Below are 21,893 nucleotides of genomic sequence, written 5' to 3' on the forward strand. Positions count from 1 at the left end.
TAAATTAATTTTTATATATAATTTTGCGTAAGTTAAAAACTACTATATTTAACTTATTTCTCCTTTTAATAGTAGACTAACCCCACTCTCTTATTCGAGGTGGGGTTTTTTATTTTATAAGCCTTTGGTTATTCATTTTGGGTTTAAAAATTATTAGCAACTTGGGAAGTAATGTTAGATTAACAATTACAGCACTCAACATAGCAATTGCCATAAAAATACCAAAATAAATACTCGGAGTAAAGTGCGATAATATTAGAACTAAGAACCCAATTGCAACTGTGGCAGCAGTATAAAACATTGAGATACCAATAGTGCTATGCGTTCTATACATCGAAGATAAGTAGTCACCATCCTTTAAAACCTCATTTTGAAATCTACTAATGTAATGGACTGCATTATCAATTCCGATTCCAATAGCAATGGCTGCTATAGTTATTGTCATAATATCTAGCGGTACATTTGCTAAACCCATAACCCCTAAGATTAATAGCGATGGAATTACATTTGGCAACAAAGCTATAAGTGCAATTGATGCTGATCTAAATATGAATAAAAAAAGTATAAAGATAATTATAAAGACGCTAGTTATAGTCTTTATTTGAGATTCAAATAAACTCTGTAGAAGATTGTTGTAAAGTGAAAATGTCCCTGTGAAATAAAAATCTTCTTGATTAAAGTTAAAGTTTTTAATCAACTCATTATTGATGTCATTAATGAGTTGGTTTCTATTTAGCCCTATTGTTGTTTCTTTAATTCTTGCTACAATTCTTATTTGGTCACTATCATCTGATATGTGTGGCTTTAAAATCTGTTCTTTAGCAAATTCAGGCATATTATTTTTACCTAAAGTTAACAAAAATCCATTAGGTGCTTTTCCATTATTTGATTTTTTAAGGACCTGCATGAATGTATCAATTGATAAAACCTTTCCAATGCTGGGTATGCTATCAAGGTACTTATGAACCTCATGGAAGTCATCCCTTAAGCTTGAATCTGCCCAATACGCATTTGCAATATCATTAAAAACAATTTCCAATGGAACTGTCCCACCTAGCTCTTTATCAATTAAGTGAAGCCCTTGATAAATCTCTGTATTTTTTTTAAAGTAGTTTATAAAGCTATTCTCTACTGTAAGTTTACTTACACCAATAAAAGCAATAATCATAGTTACAATGAGAGTTACTAGTATTTGCTTCCCAAACTTATCGGTAATAATTGCAAATTTTTCTAATACCAAGAATTGATCTGGATGACTTGCAGTTATAGGTTTTGGTAGAAGCATCGTAAATATTGCAAAACTAATAAAGGATAATACAAAAGCTATCATTACTCCTAGACTCATCATTAAGCCAAAGTCAATTACAGGCTTAACATTACTCGTAGTTAAAGAAACAAATGCAGCTATAGTAGAAATTACGGTGTAGGTGCATGGCTTAATCATTTCTGTCAAAGTCTGCTTTGTTAATTCTGAAGACGTTGCATCAGGATTATTGCTCGATATTTCTCTATAGCGAACCACTAAGTGAATAGTTACAGATAGGGTCATAACAAGAAGAAGAGAGAAAAAATTTGCTGAAATAACGGTAACTTTCCAGCCAATAGCGCTTATTACTCCAGTCATGAAAAGAGCGCCAATAATACTAATCATTATTGGAACTGCAACCCATCGAATTTTATGAAAAAAGAATGCTAGCATTATGGACATTGCCAAAATCACAGCAAGACTAAATACTATTAAATCACTTTTGATATATGCAATTGCATCATTTCTTATCATTGGAACTCCGCCCAGGAATAAGCTTGCTTCATTGCGATATTCATTCATCGTTAAACGTATGTCTTCAATTATTACTTTCAAAGTTTCTTGATTAATTAATATTTCTGGATTGTCAGTAGCAAGTGGAATTAACAACGCCGTTGTTTTTAAGTCTGTGCTAACTAGGTTGTCAGCATAAAGTGGGCTATTTTTAAATTCATTTTCAATGTAAGACAGTTCTGCCTTACCATTGTCAATTGTATAAACATCACTCGCAAGTTCAATAAGAGAAAGAGGTGGGGATTGAAATAGAGAAACGTCAAGTATTGATATTACTGAATTAATACCTTCAATATTGAGTAAGTCATCTCTTAAGGAGCGCAGGTGAGATATCTGTTTAGTGTCAAGTATAGTTTCTTCATTAGCCGTGTAGCTAATTACTAACGATTCATCAGAGCTAAAAGTTTTTTGGGTATCAAAATAAAGTTCTAGGTTGTTATCACCCTCTAGTGATAATGACTCTGAGGAGGCATCAAGTGAGAAATTTTGAATTTGTAGAAATGTTGCTCCAATAATAATTAAAAACAGAGCTAAAGACCATGCTGGCTTCTTAATTAAGAAATTCAATAAAGAATTAAGCATATCTGCCTATTTAAAGTTAAAAGGTAAATTTGACAGATGGCTCAGAACCTATCATGATGTCTAAATGCGTCTCAAAAAGAGATTTGGAGTGCCATTCATTTTCATTTAGACGAGTAACTAGAGTTGCATGCATTTGGTTTTTTGATCCAACAACTACAAATAATTTTCCACCTAAATTTAGAAGTTTTTTTAAGTCTTTATTAATTTCAGGAAGAGCACATCCTAGAACAACTGCATCAAACTGCCCATTCTCAAAATTAGAAGTTAGAAAGCTTTCATGCTTAAGGGTTATATTGCTTAAATTAAGTTTATTAATCTTACTTTTTGCTAAAGCATGTAAGTCTTTATCAGCATCAATACTTATAACTGAATTTGATAGTAAAGATAGTACGGAGGTAAAGTAACCGCTTCCAGTGCCAACTTCTAGAACATTTTCATGGCCTTTTAGATCAAGGCTATCTAGAATCCTACCCTCAATTTTTGGTGAAAGCATTTTGCCTACCTTATTAAGAGGTATTTCAATATCAGCAAATACTAACTTCTGATATTCTTCTGGAACAAAGTTTTCACGTGGGGTATCTGTTAATGCTTGATTTGCTCTCACATTGAGACCACCCCAAGGCCTTACTTGCTGTTCAATAACATTTTTTCTAGCTTGTTTAATATCCATATTTCACCTATTTTTTCTTTCTTGGCGGCATCAAATCTGTAATTGTACCTTCAGCCATTTCAGCTGCAAATGCAGTCGTTTCTGAAAGAGTAGGGTGTGCATGAATGGTTAAAGCAATATCGCTCATATCACAACCCATTTCAATGGCTAAAGTAGCCTCAGAAATTAAATCACCAGCATGATTTCCACAAATACCCATGCCAAGAATCTTACCTGACTCAGCATCAAATAAAGCCTTTGATACACCTTCACTTCTTCCTATACTCAAGCTTCTTCCAGATGCAGCCCATGGAAACACACCTTTATCAAACTTAACTCCAGCTTCTATGAGTTCTTTTTCAGTTTTGCCAGTCCATGCTACCTCTGGATCTGTATAAGCGACTGAGGGAATTGTAAGAGCATTAAATCCAGTTTTTTTGCCACTAATTACTTCTGCTGCAACTTTAGCTTCATGAGTGGCTTTATGAGCAAGCATTGGTTGTCCAACAATATCTCCTATAGCAAATATGTTATCAACATTAGTTTTCATTTGATTATTTGTAGTAATAAATCCACTTTTATCAATATTAACGCCAGCTTTTTCAGCATCAATTAACAGACCATTAGGGGTTCGCCCAACAGCAACTAAAACCTTGTCAAATGTGTCTGACTCTGGAGTATCTTTACCTTCAAACTCAACTTTTATTCCTTTTTTTGCTGCAGTCATTTTGGTAACTTTAGTGTTTAAAAAGACATTAGCATAAGTCTTTTTTATTTTTTTAAATAATGGAGTAACAATATCTTTGTCTGCCACAGGAATAATTTGATTGCCAAGCTCAACCATAGTAATTTCACTTCCAAGGGCATCATAAATTGTAGCCATTTCGAGGCCAATAATGCCACCACCAACCACCAGCATTCTTTTAGGTATGTCATCCAACATCAGGGCATCTGTGGAGTCCATTACTCGCTTGTCCTCGAATGGAAACATTGGAAATTTCGTTACTCTTGAGCCTGTTGCAATAATACATTGATCAAATTCAATGACTTCATCAGTCCCATCAAGTGCCACTTGATTCTTCGAAAGAAATTTTGCATAGCCCGTAATTACTTTGACTTTTCTTGCTTTAGCGAGGGCTTGAATGCCACCAGTAAGCTTACTTACTATATCTTCTTTATTTTTTCTAACACCATCAATATCTATTTTAGGGCTTTTAAAAGTAACACCAAGTTCATTTGCATGCTTGGCTTCGTTGATTACTTCAGCAGTATGAAGAAGTGTTTTAGAAGGAATACAGCCCACATTTAAACAAACCCCACCAAGAGTTTTATGACTTTCAATTAAGGTAACTTCATTACCTAAGTCAGCCGCACGAAAAGCAGCTGTGTACCCGCCTGGACCAGATCCAATAACTAAAACTTTAGTTTTAATCATAATAACATCTCCATAATATTGCTAAGAACTTGATTTAGTTCAGCCATAAACTTCGCTCCCTCTGCACCATCTATAACTCTGTGATCATATGAAAGTGCGAGTGGAATCATTGCTGTAGGCTCAAAAGAAGTCCCATTCCAAACTGGCTTTATTTGTGTTCTAGAGACTCCTAAAATTGCAACTTCAGGTGAATTAATAATTGGCGTAAATTGGGTACCACCAATTCCACCTAAGCTTGAAATCGTAAAGCCCGCACCTTTCATTTCGCTTGCCTGTAATTGACCCTCTCTAGCTCGTGAAGAAATATCAGCAAGTTCTTCAGCAAGTTCAACTAATGATTTTTTACCCACATCTTTTACAACTGGAACAAGCAAGCCATTTGGAGTATCAACTGCAATACCAAGATTAAAGTATTTTTTCACTATCAAATTTTCACCACTCTCATCTAAAGAAGCATTAAAGTTTGGATGACGTTTTAAGACTTGAACGACAGCCTTCATAATGAAAATTAGAGGACTTAATTTAATGTTTCTTTCTTTTTGATGTTTGCGAAATTTCTCTAATTGCTCAATATTGACTTCATCAAATTGAGTGACATGAGGTATTGAGCTCCAACTACTTGAGAGGTGTTTTCCGGATATTTTCTTAATTCTAGATAATGGAACTACCTCTACTTCATTACCAGTATCTCCATTAATAACTATTTGTTTTACAAAAGACTTTAAATCTTCCTCTAAGATCCTGCCTTTTTTACCTGTACCTTTAATCTTTGATAAGCTAACTCCAAGTTCCCTTGCTAACTTTCGTATGGAAGGAGAGGCGTGAGAATTTGAATCAGTATTTAAAGAAATTTCTTCTTTAGGGTCTTCAGTTATTGAGCTTGAAACACTTGGTTCTTCAATCTCAATATGTGAACTACCCGTTACTTCTGAATTGCTAGGAGCAGCTGTTTTATTTGAAGCTTCTTCTTCAGGTTCAGAATCACTCTCAATGGTGAGAATGAGCTCGCCTTTAGCTATTTTATCTCCAACTTTTACTTTAAGACTGGCTACCTTTCCTGGAAAGGGCGCAGGGATTTCCATTGTAGCTTTGTCAGTTTCTAATGTAATAAGACTGTCATTTTCATTGACAGTATCTCCAACTTTCACTAAAACTTCAATAACATCAACAGAGTCAAAATCACCTATATCTGGTAACTCGACATTTTTTTGTGAAGTATTAGATTGATTATTTGAACCCGTTACTTCTGAATTGCTAGGAGCAGCTGTTTTATTTGAAGCTTCTTCTTCAGATTCAGAATCACTCTCAATGGTGAGAATGAGCTCGCCTTTAGCTATTTTATCTCCAACTTTTACTTTAAGACTGGCTACCTTTCCTGGAAAGGGCGCAGGGATTTCCATTGTAGCTTTGTCAGTTTCTAATGTAATAAGACTGTCATTTTCATTGACAGTATCTCCAACTTTCACTAAAACTTCAATAACATCAACAGAGTCAAAATCACCTATATCTGGTAACTCGACATTTTTTTGGGTTGGCATATAGACTATTAAATAGCTTTGTATTTTAAGCATGTAATTATCCCAAATTTAGCTTGTGAAGTGGGATAAATATGAAAATAAATTTACATGTCAAAACTAATTTATTTTTATATAATAAGTTAATTATTTTTTTATAATCTAAGTAAGATAATTTTATGACATTAGCACTTTCCACAGATAATCTAACCAAAATATATTCTAATAATCTTGAGGCACTGAAGGGTGTAAATCTAAGGGTAGAAAAGGGTGATTTTTTTGCACTTTTAGGTTCTAATGGCGCTGGAAAAACTACGGCAATTGGAATTATTTCAGGCTTGCTAAAGGGCACCTCTGGTGAGGTAAAGATAAATGGTCTAGATCAAAATAAACATGTAAATGAAGTAAAACAAATGATTGGCTTAATGCCTCAGGAGTTTAACTTTAATCCCCATGAGCCTAATATGGAAATTCTTATGAACCAAGCTGGTTACTTTGGAATTTCTCGCGCAGAAGCTAAAATTCAAGCTGAAGTTCTTTTGAAAAAGATGGAGTTATGGGATAGACGATTTGATGTTGCTCAATCCCTATCTGGTGGAATGAAAAGGCGACTGATGCTGGCTCGAGCATTGATGCATAAACCAAGCATATTAATTCTAGACGAGCCAACTGCAGGCGTTGACGTTGAAATTCGTAAATCAATGTGGGCTTACTTAACTCAGCTTAATAAAGAGGGCATGACAATTATATTAACTACTCATTATTTGGAAGAGGCAGAATCTTTATGCAGGAATATTGCAATTCTTAATGATGGCGATCTTGTTGAGCAGACTAATATGAAGAAGCTTCTTTTAAAAGCGAAGAGGCAAGTACTAATTCTAGACACTATCGAAAAATTGACAAACAATGTTTCTATCACTAATTGTGATTGTCTAGTAATAGATGACACTACTTTACAGGTTGCACAAGGAGAAAATACTTCAATCTCAGATGTAATTTTAAGTTTGTCAGCTCAAAATATTAATGTGTCCCACCTTCGTAGTTCACAAAACCGCTTAGAAGCTTTATTTTTATCAATTACTAGTTAAATATTATTATGTGGATTGCTTATAAAACCATTGTTACAAAAGAGATACTAAGATTTGTAAGAATTTGGATTCAAACGATAATTCCTCCAGTTATTACAACCTCACTATATTTACTAATATTTGGTGGTTTAATGGGTGGGAGAATTGGTCAAATGCAGGGCGTTGATTATCTAGATTTTATAGTTCCTGGAATTATTCTTATGACAGTAATTATGCAATCTTATGCGAATACAGTTTCCTCATTCTTTATGACTAAATATAATAATAGCTTTGAAGAGTTATTAGTTTCCACAACTCCTAATTGGGTGATCTTATTAGGATTCGTGAGTGGTGGGGTTTGTAGGGGGCTAACTATTGGTCTTGCAGTCACCTTTACAATATCATTTTTTGTTGAAATTCAAATTCATAGTTTTATAGTTATAGGTATAACCTTTCTTATAACGTCTGTTATGTTCGCTTTAGCTGGCTTTATAAATGCAGTTTTTGCAAAGACTTTTGATGATATTTCAATCGTTCCAAATTTCGTTTTGCTTCCATTAACTTATCTTGGGGGTATGTTTTATAGTATTGATATATTGCCTAGCTTCTGGAGGAGCGTATCAATTTTTAACCCAATATATTATATGATGGATGCATTTAGAATGGGATTTTTAGGTATTGGCTCTGTTGAGTTATGGAAGGCTTTTTTAGTGCCTTGTATTATGATTATTATTTTGGCATTAATCGCTAATAAACTTTTAAGTCGGGGTGTTAGTATAAAGACAGAATAGGCAGAATGCTCTACAGACCCTATTGCGAAAAGGTTTTAAAGTATTTGTATATTAAATGTATATTAAAAGTATTAATATAACCCCTCACACACATCAAACGAAATTTGAACTTTAATTTAAGTTAACATATAATCATATTTTTTTAGGAGAGACTAATATGGCTCGATCAAAACATGTGGATTTAAATGTTCTAAGCTTCTCAATCTATGCGATTGCCATTATCACATCAGGTGCTTATCTGGGTAACTTAATCAATATGGGGGTGGTACATGCGGCTTTCTGGTTAACCTTAGAGCCAGTTGCATTCATGAATGACTTCGCAGGTAAATTTGATTTGCTTTTGATGACTCTGCCATTAACGTTTTTACCTAGCTTACTTGCAATAATTGTTGCTATCTGGATCACACGGAAAACTATACTCGCTCGAAATTATTGGCTTTGTGCGCTTGTTCTATCTTTGATTGGGCTTGGCCTATCTGCTGTCTACTTTATACCAATGAATAATGGGTTTGTTGCGCAATCATTTACACCAGAAGAGGCTCGTGTAAATCTTGAATTCTGGTACAACTTACATTGGGTCCGAGTTGCACTATCTGCTGTGTCTTGCCTGTTTACGCTCTTGGCATTCAAAGCTACGGTAAATGCTCACCACCAAATAATCCAAAGTTAGAATTGGTAATGGCAATTCAAAACCTTATGTAAGGTTTGAGATGTAATGGTCGAATGAGGTCAATGAACTTAGTTACACATTAATTAACCTTCCCTCATACATCAAACGAAATTTTGAATATAATATCGAATTCATTTTTAAATACTTTTTAACTAATGAATCTAAAAACAGAGAGTATTAATAAAAATTTTAGTTCTTTTGCAAAACTCCTGCATTGGGGTTTTGTGATATTATTTCTTTATGGTTTACTAAAGCAAATAGACAGTATTAATCAATTAGAAGACGATAATCTATTAATGTTCGAAGTAATATTTGCTTTAGCATTTTTATTATTACTCATTATTCGTTTTGTTTATATGAAAACCACCCAACAATCATCAATATCAGATCACACACCTAAATCTCAAAAGTTAGCAGCAAAAATTGTTCATTATGGAATGTATATATGCCTTGCATTGATTCCATTTTCTGGATTAATAATTGGCTGGTTATTTTGGTTAGATTTAAAGGATGGGTTTTTGATTAATTTAGTAATTGGTATTCATGAATTTGCAGTATCAATTATCTATTGGCTTATTGGATTCCATATTGTTGCTGCAACTTATCATCGATTAAAAAAAGACGGAGTTTGGTCCTCAATGGTTCCGTTTTGGAAGGAATAGATTATGAAAAACTACTCAATTAAATGTGAGTCAGTTCTGACCTTCTTTTAAATAAAAAATGTATATTAAAGTGTATATTAACGAGAACTTAAACCCACTACCTAAAAGGGAAAAAAGTCATATGTATATTAAATGTATATTAACAAAACCCACTACCTATACGTTTTAGTAAGGAAGTGAGTATTAAGACAGAGTAATATAGCACCTCGTAAACCGAGTTCTCATGAGATATCCTAAAAAGTATGTAATGAGTATGTAAGAGAATCTTTAATTTAATCTCTCACACATCAAGCGCAATTTGGACTTTATCACTAAGTTTGTATATTTAGATTATTCAATAGACCATTGTGAATCTTTTAATTAAAATTAGTAGGTATATACTCAAGGTATGTTTAAAAAATATATCTTTCTTTTAATTCTATCCTTCTTCTCAATTCAAGGTTTCGCAGCAGGCTGTCCTGATGGCAGTGAGCCAGTAAGGAGTATATCTGCGGACGGTACTTATTTTGTATTTGAGTGTAATGGAAATGATAATTTAAATCTTAGCTCAATTGACGAAGAGAAATATACCAGCTATCCCACGTTCAAAACATATGCCAGCGATCAAGATTTTATTAAAAGTAGTGAGCAGGATAAGCTGACATATATAAACTCAAAAGATAACATTAAAGGTAGGTTTTTGTATGATCAAGAAGATGTGTCAGGTGACTATCAAGTTCATGTTATCTATATCATTGCCTCTGACTCAATAGATAAACAGTTCGATGTAAATGGAACAATAGAAAAAATTATCATACGAGGTAATGAGCATTTAAAAAATAAAACTAAAGAAAAGCAGTTTAGATTAGACCTTACAAAAGAAGGTAATTTAGACGTCAGCTTTATGCGTGTAGCCAAAACTAAAAATCAAATAAACTGGTCAAAAGATGCTGCAGGTTTTTTTGCTTCAGAAGCTGTAAGGCATGGTTTCTATAAACCTAAGAAACTCTACTCTATCTTCTATCAAGATGAATACAATTACGAATGGGGGCAAGCAGGTAATGCGATGCTTAATAGTCCGAGTGGTGATATTGAAGTTGTTATGGGCGTTACATACTTAGGTCGTCCTGGCGCCGATGTTATGGATGGATTTCATCCAAATGAACATGAATTATTCCATTCGCTGGGTTTTGTGCAGTTGTGCGCTCCTGGAGCTGTAATTGAGCGAAATAGTCCATGGGGTAAAAATGACCACCTAGGTAAACAATCCCCTGGCTACAAAAATGATGTTATGAGTAATGGAGGTGCTGACTTATATTATATGGATCTTTTTGTTGACAAAGATAGAGTCGAGTATTATGGACACTCTAATCCTGAGTGTGAAATGGACCTAAGAAGAAGCGCTTTTTTAGAACCCACTGAAGAAGATTTTCAATTACAACCTCGATCACCCTCGTGCTTGCTGACTAGGTGGCAACCTCAGTATAACCATCAAAGATCTCTGGACTGTTTAGCAAAATTAGATTTTTAATTTCTTTATGAAGAAACTACTCTTACTTATAGCATTATCTCTTATCTCAACTCAGAGTTTTTGTAAAGAACCTCCATTTTGGGGAACAATATTTATTGATCCTAATATTGTTACTGCTGAAGACCCCTCTACTTTTAAAAATATCTCATACAAAGGACAAAGTCCAAGACAAATGTATGACAGGAGAAGTTCTTGGGTTAACTTGCAGGCATTTTTATTTGAAGCTCAATTTGAAGATGGAAGTATTATTGAGATGCAAGTAAATCCAGAATTTAAAGATAAGTCAATGGCAGAGGTTGAGGCTAAAAAGTATGCCTTCTTAATTGGACAACTTCCAGCAGTTCTTAGAAAAGATATACAAACTTCATGGATTCACAAAGGAGTAAACCCTTTTGGAGGTGGTAATAACAACATATTAATCCATACAGGGCAAACAAAAGAATATGAAGAAGATGGTATTTTAGAAGAGACTTTAATTCATGAAGCCTCGCATACGTCTCTTGATTCATATCATGCTAAAAATTATGCTTGGCAAGAAGCACAACGCAAAGATAATCATTTTATTTCTGGTTATGCAGAAGAAAATCCAATGAGAGAGGATATTGCTGAAAGTTTTCTAACTTACATAGCGGTTAATCATAGAAGCGACAGAATCTCTCCCAAACTTAAGTCAACAATTCTACAAACTATTCCAAATAGGATTAAGTATTTTGACAATCAGAACTTTGACTTATCTATATATTCAAAATAGATACTTATTGTCCTTTAGGGTTAAATAAAGATAAAGATTATTTTTTAATTGGATTAGCAGGCTGATCATTTGTATGGCAGTGAACTCCACCACCAGCCGCCCATGAACTTAACATTTCAATTAAATATACATCACGATTTGGAAAGTAATTTTCGATACGAGATTTAGCTGAGGTATCTGTTTCAGGATTCCCAAAGCCAGGCACAATTACAAATCCGTTACCAACTAACCAGTTCATGTAATTTGTATCAAAATTTTGATCACTATATTTTACAAAACCCTCAATGGGCTCTCTTATTACATTAAGCCCTGCTTTCTCTATTATTTTTGCTGCATTATCATAAATCTCAGCATCTTTACTATCTGGTCGACATAAAGATCGAGATGTACATTGAACTACTACAACAGTTTCTACTCCAATAAACCGGGCAATACCATCAATGTGTCCTCTGGTAAAGTCTTCATCTGGAATACCCTCAATGAAAATAACATTTGTTACACCAAAGTGTTTCCTCAGGTCAGTTTCTGCCTGTTGTTTATTGTAGTTCAAATTTCGACTTGGATCACCTAGAGCGCTCCAATTTGTAATAACTGTATCTAATCCGTTAAACTCTAAGTTACCACGTTCATGGACTATATTTATATAATCAACAGGCATATTAAGTATCGTTCCAACTTTATCCGGGACCATGTTGTCGAGGTTAAAAGGAATGTCTGAGCCAAAAGCACCGCCCCATGCATTAAAATCCCAATTTTGAATTCTTAACTCATTATCTTCTAAAACATAAATAGGCCCATTATCTCGCATCCAAGCATTGTCATTAGGCACTTTGTGCCATCGGATATTTTTATTTTGAGGGTCTGCTCCTATGTCATTTATCGCTTTATGTGCCTCTGCATAAATTTTTTCAGAATGATATAAAATGTGTAGTGTTTCGTAACGAGAAATAATTGCAGATATCTTTGCAAAGGTTGGTTCATATTCTTTTTCCCAATAACCAGGCCATTGCATCCAAATTGCTTCTTGAGTTTCCCATTCAGCTGGAACACGTTTTGTTGAATTGTTAACTCCATTTGCGAGCGTATTAATGCTTATCGCAGAAAGTAGAAGTAATATTGAGATAAACCAAATTTTTCTTTTTCTTTTTGTGTTGTTAATGTTGTCCACCATTCCCATTTTAAATAAAGAATGATGCCTCACACATATCAAACGAAATTTTAAATATAATGCTGACTTTGTTTTTAAATACTTTTAACAATGGATGAATCAATTAACGTGTTTGGTGAAAAATTAGAAATCTGCGGTATGGATCCAGTTACTGGATTCTATAGAGATGGCGAATGTAATACTTGTAATGATGACTCTGGCTCTCATACAGTTTGTATTGAAACTTCGCAGGAATTTTTAGACTACACAAAATCGCAAGGAAATGATTTGTCTACTCCTATGCTGGCTTATGGCTTTGAAGGTTTAAAACCAGGTGATAGTTGGTGTGTATGTGCTGAGCGTTGGTTAGAAGCAGAGAAAAGTGGCATGGCACCAAGACTGAATTTACAAAGTACACATATAAGAGCATTGGAAATAATTCCAATGGAGCTTCTCAAAAAATATGCAGTAGATGATTAAAATGGAGAATATATAAAATGATACATAAAGTGATTACCTGTTTTTTTTGTTTTGAGCAGTTTGAAGTTTCATTAGAAATTGATCCATCTTTTATTGGGAATGACGTTGAGATTTATGACTGTGAGATATGTTGTAATCCAAATAAACTTGAATATGAAGTTTACGATGGTGAAATAAACATAAATAATGTTGGTGATGGAAATGAATAAATTCAACTAACCTTATATTGAAAAAATAACTGGCTTTCATCTAGACGAAGATAATCACTGGGTAGCAGACTTATCTTGTGGCCACACTCAGCATGTCAGGCATAATCCACCTTGGCAACAACAGAATGGGTTTTGTCAGATAGCGGACGTAATGATTTCATAGGATTTGAACTTGAATCTAAGTATTGCAAGGATGAGTATGACTTACAATAAGATTGAGATTGTATAGATTAATAATTAACCATCCTCAGTCATACCCTCACAAATATCTAATGAAGTTTGGACTTTAGTATGAATATTCTGACTTTACTTCTATAACCAATGATGAGTCAGGCGTTGCAAAAATAGTTCCATTTTCACCCTCAGAAGAATCAGATTCTGGCAAATTTGAAACCTCAATGCCCCCGTAACATAATATTTCCCTCTTATCTACTTCATCTAGAATATGTTTTGGGGTTGAAGATGATTCCATCCATCCACAAAGATCATCATTAGACCAATCATCAAGATAACCTGCATGTGAAACATTTATCAAGCTAGTAATAAATAAAATTGAAATGAATTTTTTCATAAAAAGTCTTTAGCAATGTGCCCATATAAATTAGGGCACATTTAAAATTATAGTTTAGACATCTAGAAGTCTTAAAGCTCCATTAAGTAACTCTTCAGACATACCATGATCACCAGAATCATGTGCTTTAACACCTTTTTCATGGAGCATAAGTGCAATACTAATTAATGTAGCATGTTTTGATTGATCTAATGTTGCAATTTTATCTTCAACTCCTGATTTGAGCATTGGACACTCTCCAGCAAAAGCCATAGAAGGTAAAAGTAAAACTATAAAAGTAAGAGAGAGTATTTTTTTCATGTCATTATTCCTAGGTTGATATAAGAATGATTATTCTACAATAAAATTATTCAATATAAAGCCTTTCATAATAGGGTTTATTATGAAATATTTTATTAAAAATTGTGTAATAACGAGAACTAGAATGTACTACCTAAGTTCAAGTTGATATAAAATAATAGGATGAAAAAAATACTCAAATTCTTTTTAATATATGTATATTAAAAAAATCAGTCATATCCTCATATATATCAAACAAAATTTGGACTTTAGTTTAAGTTGACTTATAATTCAAATGTGGATAAATTAGTCTTTTAATAGTTTTAATTAAATAATATTTAGCACTATGCAACAAGAAATTCAATCCGCTATTGCACTCTACTCATCTGGTCAAATACAAAAAGCAATAGATTTGTCTAAAACTTTAATTGATGACTATCCTAATGAAGCAATACTTCACAATCTTAGTGGTGTTTGTTACTCTTCGTTAGGCCAGTTAGATGATGCAGTAAGGAGCTATAAATCAGCACTAATTATTAAAAAAGACTATGCCGAGGTTCATAATAATCTTGGTATGTCACTTCAAGGCCTCAGCCAACTTGATGAAGCAGTTAAAAGTTATGAAAATGCAATAGCTATAAGTCCTAACTATATTGAAGCGCATAATAATCTTGGAAATACCTTTAAGGAGCTAAAACAAATAGATACTGCAATAAATAGCTATAAAAAAGCTATAGCAATTAATCCAGAATTTGCATATGCTTATTACAATCTTGGTCTAATTTTTTATGAACTTGATGAGCTTGATGGACTTGCCAAAGTGGTTAGGTATTTTGAGAAAGCAATTGCTATTAATCCTAGTTATCATGAAGCACACAATAATCTTGGTTGCGCTCTCAAAAAGCTCGGCAAAATGAATCTTGCTGTTAAGTCTTTCAAGAAAGCAATAAAAATTAAAGAGGGATTTGCAGATGCCCATAGTAATTTGGGACAAATTCAAACCGAACTTGGACAATTAGTAAAAGCAGAGGCTTGCCTCAGAAAAGCAATAGCTATTAACCCAGAATTTGCTAAAGCCCATAATAACTTAGGGAATACCCTAAAAGATCTTGGTAGACTTGAAGAGGCTGAATTAAGCTATATAAAAGCAATCGAACTGAAGCCTGATTATGCAAATGCTCATACTAACCTTAGTATTATTTTTTATGCTAATGGAGATCTTGATTCTGCATTAGCAACTCTAGAGAAGGCATATTCTATTGATCCAGATTCAAAGTTAATTGAACTATTATTAGAAGTTTTAAAGGCAAGGAAGAATCGAGGCAAAAACGATAGTAGTACTAGTGATATAAGTAATTCAGATTTTGAAACACAATTAAACTCCAATCCACTTATTTTAAATAGAGCGGTAGAACCAGAACTCATTGCTAAACTCTATGAGATGAAATCTTTAGAGCATTATCCACAAACGGATACTATTTATGGGAATGCTAGAGGCTCCGGTTATCAATTATTTCAAGATAATCACTCTTCTATTATAAGAACTCTAGAAGATGATTTACTAAAAATATTAACAAAGGTTATTAAAACAGATATCTATATTAAAGATTCTTTTTTCCATATCATGGGTGCTGGAGGTGCTGGTGTAAATCGACATAATCATATTGGTGATTTAGACTTAGATTCTAGTTTAAATTTAATTAAACAAAAGTTCAGTCTGGTGTATTACCTTTCAATAGGAGATCAAGATTGCAGCGAACCAGGCACTTTAAAGCTTTATGACCCTAGTGAAAATATTCTGCCTAGTGAAGGTAAGATAGTGATCTTTCCTGCTGACAGGTATCACTCTGTAGTTTATAACGGAAAAAAAGATAGGATTATGATTAGTATTAATTTTTATAGTCTCTAAATTTGTAAATATAAAAAAATTAATGATATTATAAGAACGAATTTACCAACCTTTGGAGGCAGAGTTTCTAGTATTGATAATAAGACATTTTTGTGTGTTATTACAACAGAAAAAAGTTCATTTATGAAAAAACTACTCCTACTCTTATTCATCTCTCTTGGTTTAATTGGGTGTGCTAGTAACCAAATGTTAGTTGGTGGTTCATTGAAACCTATACCAGTGGTGGACTATGTTGATCTTGATCGGTTCATGGGTGATTGGTACGTAATTGCAACTATCCCAACGTTTCTCGAAAGGGACGCATACAATCCCATTGAAACCTATCAGCTTGATAATGATGGAAGTATTATAACTACCTTCACTTTCAATAAAGGGAGTTTGAATGGCCCAACTAAGATATATCGGCCTCGTGGATTTATAAAAGATAAGCGCACTAATGCGATTTGGGGTATGCAGTTTTTCTGGCCAATAAAGGCAGATTACAGAATTGTTTATTTAGATGATAACTATCAACAAACTATTATTGGGAGAACCAGTCGAGACTATGTATGGATTATGGCGCGAACGCCAACGATTTCCCAACAAGACTACTCAAGCCTCGTGGCTCGGGTAGATTCCCTTGGGTATGATCTAGATGATTTGCAAAAAGCAACTCATGAATGAGTTACTGAGTCAATAGTATTTTTGTAAGGAGAAGTTTTTAGTTAGGAGAAGTAAGAATGGCAAAGTATGGAGTTATCTTAAAATTGAGTTATAAAGGAAAAGCTATTGAAGAGGCAGATGTGCCTATAATTGTCAATTCTATTGACCTAGAAGAGGTATTACAAACTCTAGAAGAAGATATGGAAATTCAAATTGAACTAGAAGATTTTGCAAGTCAGAATTATGGGGAACTTGAGTTTGATGCTTGGAAACCTATAAAGATTTTCCAATTTACCTTGACGGAAGATGGTGATATTGATGAAGATAATGAGCCTAATGTTGTTTGGGAAGTATGAAAAAAATATCAGTCAATAATTCATGACCACACCTCATACCTTTAAGAGGACTTTAGCTATGACCCAATAACTCTCTCATCTCCACTCATAATTCTTTTAATATTTTCGCGATGAGTAAAATAAATAAAAAGATTTATGAGAAAAATTACTAGAGTGGCTTTAAAGTTATGAGAGGTAATAAAATAAAAATATACAGGAGAAAGTAATGTAGCAGTTAAAGCTGCAACAGATGAAATTTTTACTACTTTTGCAACGAAAAGCCAGATAATTGAAAATGTTAATCCTACAAAGAAGTTTAAACCTATTAATCCTCCAAGGTAAGTTGCAACACCTTTTCCTCCTTTGAAACCATAAAAAATTGGAAATACATGCCCAAGAAGTGCACAAAGTAAAATGATTGTTAGCTCAAATAAACTAAAGCCCAAATAATGAGCCAGAATTACTGGTAAAGCTCCCTTTAAGCCATCAAACAACAGAACGAATGCGGCTATTTTTTTACCTCCTATACGAAGAACATTGGTAGCACCAGGGTTTTGAGAGCCTTTAGTTCTTGGGTCTGGTAGGCCCATAATCTTGCAAATAATAATAGCACTCGAGATTGATCCAAGTAAGTAGCTAGCAATTAGAAAGTAAAACAAGTAGTTCTCCTGATTTTGACCCTAATGAATTTTAGGACTATTTATAAATTATATCAATGAAAACATTTTATTGTAGCAATCAAAGGATTTCTCAAAGGTATCATAATAGTTTTTTTTAGGGTAGATTAAATATGGATATTGTTTTTGTTCAGGGTCTTAAAGTAGATACAGTTATAGGCATTTATGATTGGGAAAGAAAAATTCGCCAAGACATAATATTAGATATAGAGATGTCTTCAGATATTGCTAAAGCAGCAGCTACTGATCATATTGATCAGGCTTTAAACTATAAAAATATTTGTAAGCGTATTATAGGTTTTGTGAAAGAGTCTGAATTTCAACTAGTTGAAACCTTGGCAGAGAAAATTTGCCAGATTATTCTTAATGAGTTTGATGTTAGTTGGGTTAAATTAAAACTAAACAAAGGAGAGGCAATTACTGGCGCTGAAGGTGTTGGTGTAATTATTGAGAGGTCAGCTGGCTAATGAGCTTACTGCACTTTAACATTGGCTCAAACCAAGATAGACGAAAAAATATTCGTTTAGCATTGGATAGTCTTGAATCAAACTTTACAGAAATTACTATTTCATCACTCTTTGAGAGTCCCTCCGAAGGCTTCGTTGGGAGTAAATTTTATAATATTGGCGTTAATGTTGAGACAGATAAAAATATTAATGATGTTGTAAATATTTTGCATGATATTGAAAATACCTTGGGTAGGGATCGTAACTTACCAAAGTTCTCTTCTAGAATAATAGATTTAGATCTTGTTTTATATGATGATGTCATTGACGATAAATTAAATATTCCTCGACGCGATATTTTAAAGTATGCTTTTGTTTTAGCACCTCTTGCAGAGCTTAATCCAAATGGCATTCATCCTCAGGAAAGAATTTCCTATTTGGATCTTTGGAAGGAGTTCCAATCAAGCAAGGAATTTGACTTAAACCAGTATAATATTGATAAACTTTTTGATTAATGAGTACAAATATGAAAAAAATAACAGCACTATCTTCTCTGATCATTCTTTCAGTTTTTGTGTTTTTTACAAACACCACTCAAGCAGAATTTGTTGCTGGTAAAAATTATATTGTCTTAGATAAGGCAATTGAAACTGAGACTGGCAGTCAAGTGGAAGTTAGAGAACTTTTTTGGTATTTTTGTCCTCATTGTTTCACTGTTCATCCTTTGCTAGACAATTGGTTAAAAACAATGGATAGTTCTGCTCAATTTATTCTTCAGCCGGCAGTTTTTCCAGGTTGGGGGTATGGAGCTAGTTTTTACTATATTCTTGAGGAATTAGGCGAAGTGGATCGATTACACGGAGCCCTATTTAATGCAATCCATATTCAAAAATTACAGTTTAAAACACAACAAGACTTTGTTGCATGGCTCGCTTTTAATGGAGTAGATGAAGAGAAGGCAAATAAAGTTTATAACTCCTTCCCAGTTAAAATTGCTGTTAATAAGGCAAAGGCTAATACTTATAAATATCGTATTCCTGGAGTCCCAGCTTTTATTGTAAATGGCAAGTATATGGTTAATGGAACCAGTGCTGGAAGTTCTGAGAAAATTTTTGAAGTAATTGACTATCTAATTCAAAAAGAATCTCAATAATAAATATGGTTAGGCTTGAAGCCGATTCAGTTTTATTATTTTCGGGGCTAGACCCATCTGGAGCAGCAGGGGTTTCAGCAGATATTGAAACAATAAATCAATTTGGAGTGACTCCACTTCCAATAATCACTACGCTTACTGCTCAAAATACTCAGCGAGTTCTATCTCTTGAGCCAACAAAAAATAGCCTTTTAAAATTGCAGTTTAAGTTAATTGATGAGGATATTAGTTTTAATACAGTCAAAATAGGACTACTAGGCACATCTTCACAAGTTAAAACTATTTCAAAATTGCTATCTAACAAGCAGGGACTAAATATCGTTCTTGATCCAATAATAAGTTCGAGTACAGATGATATTCTAAGCAGCAAAGAGATGATTGATGCCATGAAGAATGAGCTCATCCCTTTGTGCTTAATAGTGACACCTAATTTAGCTGAATTAAACGCTCTGGCTCCTGGACTCAATGAAGAGTCAGCAATATCTAGTTTAAATTGCCCTTGGGTGCTTTTAACGACTTCTGATAGCTCTGAAATTCAAGTTGAACATCGTTTATATCATAATGCTAATTTGGTAAGTAAATTTACCTATAAGAAATTGACAGGCCAGTATCATGGTTCTGGATGCACATTATCTAGTGCCATTGCAGCTTTGCTGGCAGATAATGTACCTGTTGAAGATGCCTGTAAAAAGGCTCTTGACTATACCTACCAATCTTTATTAAGCGCTAAAAAGGTTGGTAAAATGCAGTATCATCCAAATAGAACTTTTCCTAAACAATTATGACCTTTATTGATCAATGGCTAAGATCTGATATTAGAAATATTAATGCTTACCATGTTCCTTCTGCAAAGAATATGCTCAAGATGGATGCAATGGAAAGTCCATTTGGTGTTCCTGAAGAATTAAAAGATGAATTCTTAGAGTATATATCAAGATCAGAAGTAAATCGCTATCCAGATGCAAGTGCTGAAGAACTTCAAGCTACTCTAAGAAACTTAATGGGCATCCCAAAAGATTTTGGCGTGCTTCTTGGAAATGGCTCAGATGAGTTAATTCAACTATTGTCACTAGCCTGCAGCAGTGGTGACTCGATAATGAGCTTTGAGCCAAGTTTCGTGATGTACGAACTGGTTTCAAAATTTGCACAATTAAATTATCATGGAATTCCATTGGATGAGAATTTTGATATTGATTTAAACGCTACGCTACTAGCTATTAAAACTAAAAAACCAAAGTTAATTTTTATAGCTTATCCAAACAATCCAACCGGAAATGCTTTTGATTATGATGTGATTAGAGAAATTATTCAGTCTACTGATGCTTTAGTGGTTCTTGATGAAGCTTACTATGCATATTCGGAGCGAAGTTTTTTGACTGAAATTGACAATTTTTCAAACCTAGTGGTACTTAGAACCATTTCAAAAATTGGTTTTGCAGGCTTAAGACTTGGTTTATTAGTCGGAAGCGAAGAAACTATTGAACAATTAAACAAATTACGGCTTCCATATAATATAAATATTTTGACTCAGGTGAGTGCAAATTTTTTACTTAAAGATAGTCAGCGTATTGTAAGTAATGCCAAAATAATTATGGATGAAAGGGGCCGACTTTATGACGAGCTTTCTTTAATTCCAGGACTTACTGTCTATCCATCTCAAACTAACTTTCTTTTAGTAAAGTCTGACAATGCAAAATCTTTATTAGAATCATTAAAAGAAAGTGGAATTCTTATAAAGGGTTTTGCAATTGGTATGCAATTAGAAAATTTCATACGCATCAGTGTTAGTGAAGCAAAAGAGAATAATGTTCTTTTAGAGTGCATCAAGGATTACTATGGTTAATCGTGAAGAGTTAAAAAATTACTGTAATACCTATCTTGATATTTATAAATTTAAGGATTATTGCCCTAATGGACTTCAGATTGAAGGTTCATTAAATATCACTAAAATTGTAAGTGGTGTTAGTGCTAATCTAGAGCTTATCGAGAGAGCTATTGAAGAAAAAGCAGATGCTATTTTTGTTCATCATGGTGTTTTTTGGGATAACGAATCAAAAACAATATCTGGTCCAAAGCGAGCTAAGATTGCTTTATTGCTTAAACACAATATCAATCTTTTTGGTTTTCACCTTCCCCTTGATGACCACTATGAGGTTGGAAATAATGTTGAGCTTGGAAGGCGCTTAGGGATAAAAAATATGGAGCCTGTTGCAGGGAGTTTGCTATGGCAAGGGGAGCTAAATACTAATATAAGTGATTTTTCAAAATTGATTGAAGAAAAACTAGATAGGGCGCCTCAAGTATTTGGCAAACAGAGTGGGAAGATTAAAAAAATTTCTTGGTGTACGGGAGCTGCCCAAGGTTTTATTGAGGATGCAATCAATCTTAACGTCGATTTGTATTTGAGTGGAGAGGTGTCAGAAAAGACCCCTGCAGTTGCTAAAGAAAACAATATTACATTTATTTCTGCTGGCCATCATGCGACAGAAAGATATGGGGTGCAGGCTCTATGCAAACATCTTTGCTCTCAATTCAAATTACAACACCACTATATTGAAGTTGATAATTCTGTTTAATCTTATTACTATTTGGAGT

25 protein-coding genes and 1 pseudogene are annotated in these 21,893 nt (G+C 33.7%); 18 read left to right on the top strand and 8 right to left on the bottom strand.

Annotated features, from left to right (window positions below):
• Positions 1-109: 109 nt before the first annotated feature.
• The 4 genes from ABXT69_RS01160 to ABXT69_RS01175 are packed head-to-tail and all read right to left on the bottom strand — an operon-like array spanning position 110 to position 6,056.
• Positions 110-2,401 (bottom strand): efflux RND transporter permease subunit, encoded by a 2,292-nt coding sequence (locus tag ABXT69_RS01160; protein ID WP_416678414.1) that lies wholly within the window; start codon positions 2,399-2,401, stop codon positions 110-112.
• A gap of 16 nt (positions 2,402-2,417) precedes the next feature.
• Entirely contained in the window at positions 2,418-3,071 is a 654-nt protein-coding gene (locus ABXT69_RS01165; protein ID WP_416678417.1) for a protein-L-isoaspartate O-methyltransferase family protein, read from the bottom strand.
• 7 nt (positions 3,072-3,078) lie between these two features.
• Entirely contained in the window at positions 3,079-4,485 is a 1,407-nt protein-coding gene (gene lpdA, locus ABXT69_RS01170) for a dihydrolipoyl dehydrogenase (RefSeq protein ID WP_416678418.1), read from the bottom strand.
• A complete protein-coding gene (locus tag ABXT69_RS01175; RefSeq protein WP_416678419.1) occupies positions 4,482-6,056 on the bottom strand; it encodes a dihydrolipoyllysine-residue acetyltransferase in 1,575 nt (524 codons plus the stop codon). Before ABXT69_RS01175 ends, lpdA begins: the two co-directional genes overlap by 4 nt.
• Before the next feature lie 122 nt (positions 6,057-6,178).
• Here ABXT69_RS01175 and ABXT69_RS01180 point away from each other — a divergent pair, with 122 nt between their 5' ends.
• The 6 genes from ABXT69_RS01180 to ABXT69_RS01205 all read left to right on the top strand — a co-directional run bounded on the left by ABXT69_RS01180 (position 6,179) and on the right by ABXT69_RS01205 (position 11,450).
• Positions 6,179-7,087 (top strand): ABC transporter ATP-binding protein, encoded by a 909-nt coding sequence (locus tag ABXT69_RS01180; protein WP_416678420.1) that lies wholly within the window; start codon positions 6,179-6,181, stop codon positions 7,085-7,087.
• Between the two features lie 8 nt (positions 7,088-7,095).
• Positions 7,096-7,857 (top strand): ABC transporter permease, encoded by a 762-nt coding sequence (locus ABXT69_RS01185; protein WP_416678422.1) that lies wholly within the window; start codon positions 7,096-7,098, stop codon positions 7,855-7,857.
• Positions 7,858-8,014: 157 nt separating this feature from the next.
• Positions 8,015-8,527, top strand: coding sequence for a hypothetical protein (locus tag ABXT69_RS01190; RefSeq protein ID WP_416678424.1), 513 nt, complete (start codon positions 8,015-8,017; stop codon positions 8,525-8,527).
• 155 nt (positions 8,528-8,682) lie between these two features.
• On the top strand, positions 8,683-9,189 hold the full coding sequence (locus ABXT69_RS01195; protein ID WP_416678426.1) for a cytochrome b: 507 nt from the start codon (positions 8,683-8,685) through the stop codon (positions 9,187-9,189).
• A 388-nt stretch (positions 9,190-9,577) separates the two neighbouring features.
• The gene (locus ABXT69_RS01200; protein WP_416678429.1) at positions 9,578-10,699 is read left to right on the top strand and encodes a hypothetical protein; all 1,122 of its coding nucleotides are present in this window, start codon (positions 9,578-9,580) and stop codon (positions 10,697-10,699) included.
• 7 nt (positions 10,700-10,706) lie between these two features.
• The gene (locus ABXT69_RS01205) at positions 10,707-11,450 is read left to right on the top strand and encodes a hypothetical protein (protein WP_416678432.1); all 744 of its coding nucleotides are present in this window, start codon (positions 10,707-10,709) and stop codon (positions 11,448-11,450) included.
• A 37-nt stretch (positions 11,451-11,487) separates the two neighbouring features.
• On the opposite strand, the gene ABXT69_RS01210 is transcribed toward ABXT69_RS01205, so the two are convergent.
• Entirely contained in the window at positions 11,488-12,621 is a 1,134-nt protein-coding gene (locus tag ABXT69_RS01210) for an agmatine deiminase family protein (RefSeq protein WP_416678434.1), read from the bottom strand.
• A gap of 87 nt (positions 12,622-12,708) precedes the next feature.
• Here ABXT69_RS01210 and ABXT69_RS01215 point away from each other — a divergent pair, with 87 nt between their 5' ends.
• The 3 genes and pseudogenes from ABXT69_RS01215 to ABXT69_RS01225 all read left to right on the top strand — a co-directional run bounded on the left by ABXT69_RS01215 (position 12,709) and on the right by ABXT69_RS01225 (position 13,499).
• A complete protein-coding gene (locus ABXT69_RS01215; RefSeq protein WP_416678437.1) occupies positions 12,709-13,077 on the top strand; it encodes a DUF2237 family protein in 369 nt (122 codons plus the stop codon).
• Positions 13,078-13,094: 17 nt separating this feature from the next.
• Positions 13,095-13,286 carry a CPXCG motif-containing cysteine-rich protein gene (locus ABXT69_RS01220; protein WP_416678440.1) on the top strand — a complete coding sequence of 64 codons (192 nt, stop codon included), beginning with the start codon at positions 13,095-13,097 and terminating at the stop codon, positions 13,284-13,286.
• Between the two features lie 16 nt (positions 13,287-13,302).
• Positions 13,303-13,499: pseudogene (locus ABXT69_RS01225) on the top strand (DUF3565 domain-containing protein).
• A 73-nt stretch (positions 13,500-13,572) separates the two neighbouring features.
• Here the strand turns inward: ABXT69_RS01225 and ABXT69_RS01230 are convergent.
• Together ABXT69_RS01230 and ABXT69_RS01235 are read right to left on the bottom strand one after the other, a co-directional pair.
• Positions 13,573-13,857: a transposase gene (locus ABXT69_RS01230; protein ID WP_416678442.1), complete on the bottom strand. Its 285-nt coding sequence runs from the start codon at positions 13,855-13,857 to the stop codon at positions 13,573-13,575.
• A gap of 54 nt (positions 13,858-13,911) precedes the next feature.
• A complete protein-coding gene (locus ABXT69_RS01235) occupies positions 13,912-14,157 on the bottom strand; it encodes a hypothetical protein (RefSeq protein ID WP_416678444.1) in 246 nt (81 codons plus the stop codon).
• Positions 14,158-14,482: 325 nt separating this feature from the next.
• On the opposite strand from ABXT69_RS01235, the gene ABXT69_RS01240 reads away from it, so the two are divergent.
• The 3 genes from ABXT69_RS01240 to ABXT69_RS01250 all read left to right on the top strand — a co-directional run bounded on the left by ABXT69_RS01240 (position 14,483) and on the right by ABXT69_RS01250 (position 17,043).
• Complete coding sequence (locus tag ABXT69_RS01240) at positions 14,483-16,045, top strand: tetratricopeptide repeat protein (RefSeq protein WP_416678445.1); 1,563 nt, start codon at positions 14,483-14,485, stop codon at positions 16,043-16,045.
• A 123-nt stretch (positions 16,046-16,168) separates the two neighbouring features.
• Positions 16,169-16,708, top strand: a complete 540-nt coding sequence (locus tag ABXT69_RS01245; RefSeq protein WP_416678447.1) for a lipocalin family protein — start codon at positions 16,169-16,171, stop codon at positions 16,706-16,708.
• 56 nt (positions 16,709-16,764) lie between these two features.
• A complete protein-coding gene (locus tag ABXT69_RS01250) occupies positions 16,765-17,043 on the top strand; it encodes a hypothetical protein (RefSeq protein ID WP_416678448.1) in 279 nt (92 codons plus the stop codon).
• 56 nt (positions 17,044-17,099) lie between these two features.
• Here ABXT69_RS01250 and plsY read toward each other — a convergent pair whose 3' ends face one another.
• Entirely contained in the window at positions 17,100-17,681 is a 582-nt protein-coding gene (gene plsY, locus ABXT69_RS01255) for a glycerol-3-phosphate 1-O-acyltransferase PlsY (protein ID WP_416678450.1), read from the bottom strand.
• Between the two features lie 131 nt (positions 17,682-17,812).
• Between plsY and folB the strand changes: the two genes are divergently transcribed.
• The 6 genes from folB to ABXT69_RS01285 are packed head-to-tail and all read left to right on the top strand — an operon-like array spanning position 17,813 to position 21,874.
• Positions 17,813-18,166, top strand: a complete 354-nt coding sequence (gene folB, locus ABXT69_RS01260) for a dihydroneopterin aldolase (RefSeq protein WP_271541275.1) — start codon at positions 17,813-17,815, stop codon at positions 18,164-18,166.
• Entirely contained in the window at positions 18,166-18,660 is a 495-nt protein-coding gene (gene folK / locus ABXT69_RS01265; RefSeq protein WP_416678451.1) for a 2-amino-4-hydroxy-6-hydroxymethyldihydropteridine diphosphokinase, read from the top strand. The genes folB and folK overlap by 1 nt, the downstream gene beginning before the upstream one ends.
• 11 nt (positions 18,661-18,671) lie before the next feature.
• On the top strand, positions 18,672-19,298 hold the full coding sequence (locus ABXT69_RS01270; RefSeq protein ID WP_416678454.1) for a thiol:disulfide interchange protein DsbA/DsbL: 627 nt from the start codon (positions 18,672-18,674) through the stop codon (positions 19,296-19,298).
• Positions 19,299-19,303: 5 nt separating this feature from the next.
• The gene (thiD, locus tag ABXT69_RS01275; protein WP_416678456.1) at positions 19,304-20,083 is read left to right on the top strand and encodes a bifunctional hydroxymethylpyrimidine kinase/phosphomethylpyrimidine kinase; all 780 of its coding nucleotides are present in this window, start codon (positions 19,304-19,306) and stop codon (positions 20,081-20,083) included.
• Positions 20,080-21,141: a histidinol-phosphate transaminase gene (gene hisC, locus ABXT69_RS01280; RefSeq protein WP_416678458.1), complete on the top strand. Its 1,062-nt coding sequence runs from the start codon at positions 20,080-20,082 to the stop codon at positions 21,139-21,141. Before thiD ends, hisC begins: the two co-directional genes overlap by 4 nt.
• A complete protein-coding gene (locus ABXT69_RS01285; RefSeq protein ID WP_416678461.1) occupies positions 21,134-21,874 on the top strand; it encodes a Nif3-like dinuclear metal center hexameric protein in 741 nt (246 codons plus the stop codon). The genes hisC and ABXT69_RS01285 overlap by 8 nt, the downstream gene beginning before the upstream one ends.
• Positions 21,875-21,893: the final 19 nt, after the last annotated feature.

Source organism: Candidatus Pseudothioglobus sp. Uisw_016 (assembly GCF_048087635.1).
GTDB lineage: Bacteria > Pseudomonadota > Gammaproteobacteria > PS1 > Pseudothioglobaceae > Pseudothioglobus.

Excerpts from the sequence above, each read along its gene's own strand:
- ABXT69_RS01160 (WP_416678414.1), bottom strand. The coding sequence starts at position 2,401 with ATGCTTAATTCTTTATTGAATTTCTTAATTAAGAAGCCAGCATGGTCT.
- ABXT69_RS01165 (WP_416678417.1), bottom strand. The coding sequence starts at position 3,071 with ATGGATATTAAACAAGCTAGAAAAAATGTTATTGAACAGCAAGTAAGG.
- lpdA (WP_416678418.1), bottom strand. The coding sequence starts at position 4,485 with ATGATTAAAACTAAAGTTTTAGTTATTGGATCTGGTCCAGGCGGGTAC.
- ABXT69_RS01175 (WP_416678419.1), bottom strand. The coding sequence starts at position 6,056 with ATGCTTAAAATACAAAGCTATTTAATAGTCTATATGCCAACCCAAAAA.
- ABXT69_RS01180 (WP_416678420.1), top strand. The coding sequence starts at position 6,179 with ATGACATTAGCACTTTCCACAGATAATCTAACCAAAATATATTCTAAT.
- ABXT69_RS01185 (WP_416678422.1), top strand. The coding sequence starts at position 7,096 with ATGTGGATTGCTTATAAAACCATTGTTACAAAAGAGATACTAAGATTT.
- ABXT69_RS01190 (WP_416678424.1), top strand. The coding sequence starts at position 8,015 with ATGGCTCGATCAAAACATGTGGATTTAAATGTTCTAAGCTTCTCAATC.
- ABXT69_RS01195 (WP_416678426.1), top strand. The coding sequence starts at position 8,683 with ATGAATCTAAAAACAGAGAGTATTAATAAAAATTTTAGTTCTTTTGCA.
- ABXT69_RS01200 (WP_416678429.1), top strand. The coding sequence starts at position 9,578 with ATGTTTAAAAAATATATCTTTCTTTTAATTCTATCCTTCTTCTCAATT.
- ABXT69_RS01205 (WP_416678432.1), top strand. The coding sequence starts at position 10,707 with ATGAAGAAACTACTCTTACTTATAGCATTATCTCTTATCTCAACTCAG.
- ABXT69_RS01210 (WP_416678434.1), bottom strand. The coding sequence starts at position 12,621 with ATGGTGGACAACATTAACAACACAAAAAGAAAAAGAAAAATTTGGTTT.
- ABXT69_RS01215 (WP_416678437.1), top strand. The coding sequence starts at position 12,709 with ATGGATGAATCAATTAACGTGTTTGGTGAAAAATTAGAAATCTGCGGT.
- ABXT69_RS01220 (WP_416678440.1), top strand. The coding sequence starts at position 13,095 with ATGATACATAAAGTGATTACCTGTTTTTTTTGTTTTGAGCAGTTTGAA.
- ABXT69_RS01230 (WP_416678442.1), bottom strand. The coding sequence starts at position 13,857 with ATGAAAAAATTCATTTCAATTTTATTTATTACTAGCTTGATAAATGTT.
- ABXT69_RS01235 (WP_416678444.1), bottom strand. The coding sequence starts at position 14,157 with ATGAAAAAAATACTCTCTCTTACTTTTATAGTTTTACTTTTACCTTCT.
- ABXT69_RS01240 (WP_416678445.1), top strand. The coding sequence starts at position 14,483 with ATGCAACAAGAAATTCAATCCGCTATTGCACTCTACTCATCTGGTCAA.
- ABXT69_RS01245 (WP_416678447.1), top strand. The coding sequence starts at position 16,169 with ATGAAAAAACTACTCCTACTCTTATTCATCTCTCTTGGTTTAATTGGG.
- ABXT69_RS01250 (WP_416678448.1), top strand. The coding sequence starts at position 16,765 with ATGGCAAAGTATGGAGTTATCTTAAAATTGAGTTATAAAGGAAAAGCT.
- folB (WP_271541275.1), top strand. The coding sequence starts at position 17,813 with ATGGATATTGTTTTTGTTCAGGGTCTTAAAGTAGATACAGTTATAGGC.
- folK (WP_416678451.1), top strand. The coding sequence starts at position 18,166 with ATGAGCTTACTGCACTTTAACATTGGCTCAAACCAAGATAGACGAAAA.
- ABXT69_RS01270 (WP_416678454.1), top strand. The coding sequence starts at position 18,672 with ATGAAAAAAATAACAGCACTATCTTCTCTGATCATTCTTTCAGTTTTT.
- thiD (WP_416678456.1), top strand. The coding sequence starts at position 19,304 with ATGGTTAGGCTTGAAGCCGATTCAGTTTTATTATTTTCGGGGCTAGAC.
- hisC (WP_416678458.1), top strand. The coding sequence starts at position 20,080 with ATGACCTTTATTGATCAATGGCTAAGATCTGATATTAGAAATATTAAT.
- ABXT69_RS01285 (WP_416678461.1), top strand. The coding sequence starts at position 21,134 with ATGGTTAATCGTGAAGAGTTAAAAAATTACTGTAATACCTATCTTGAT.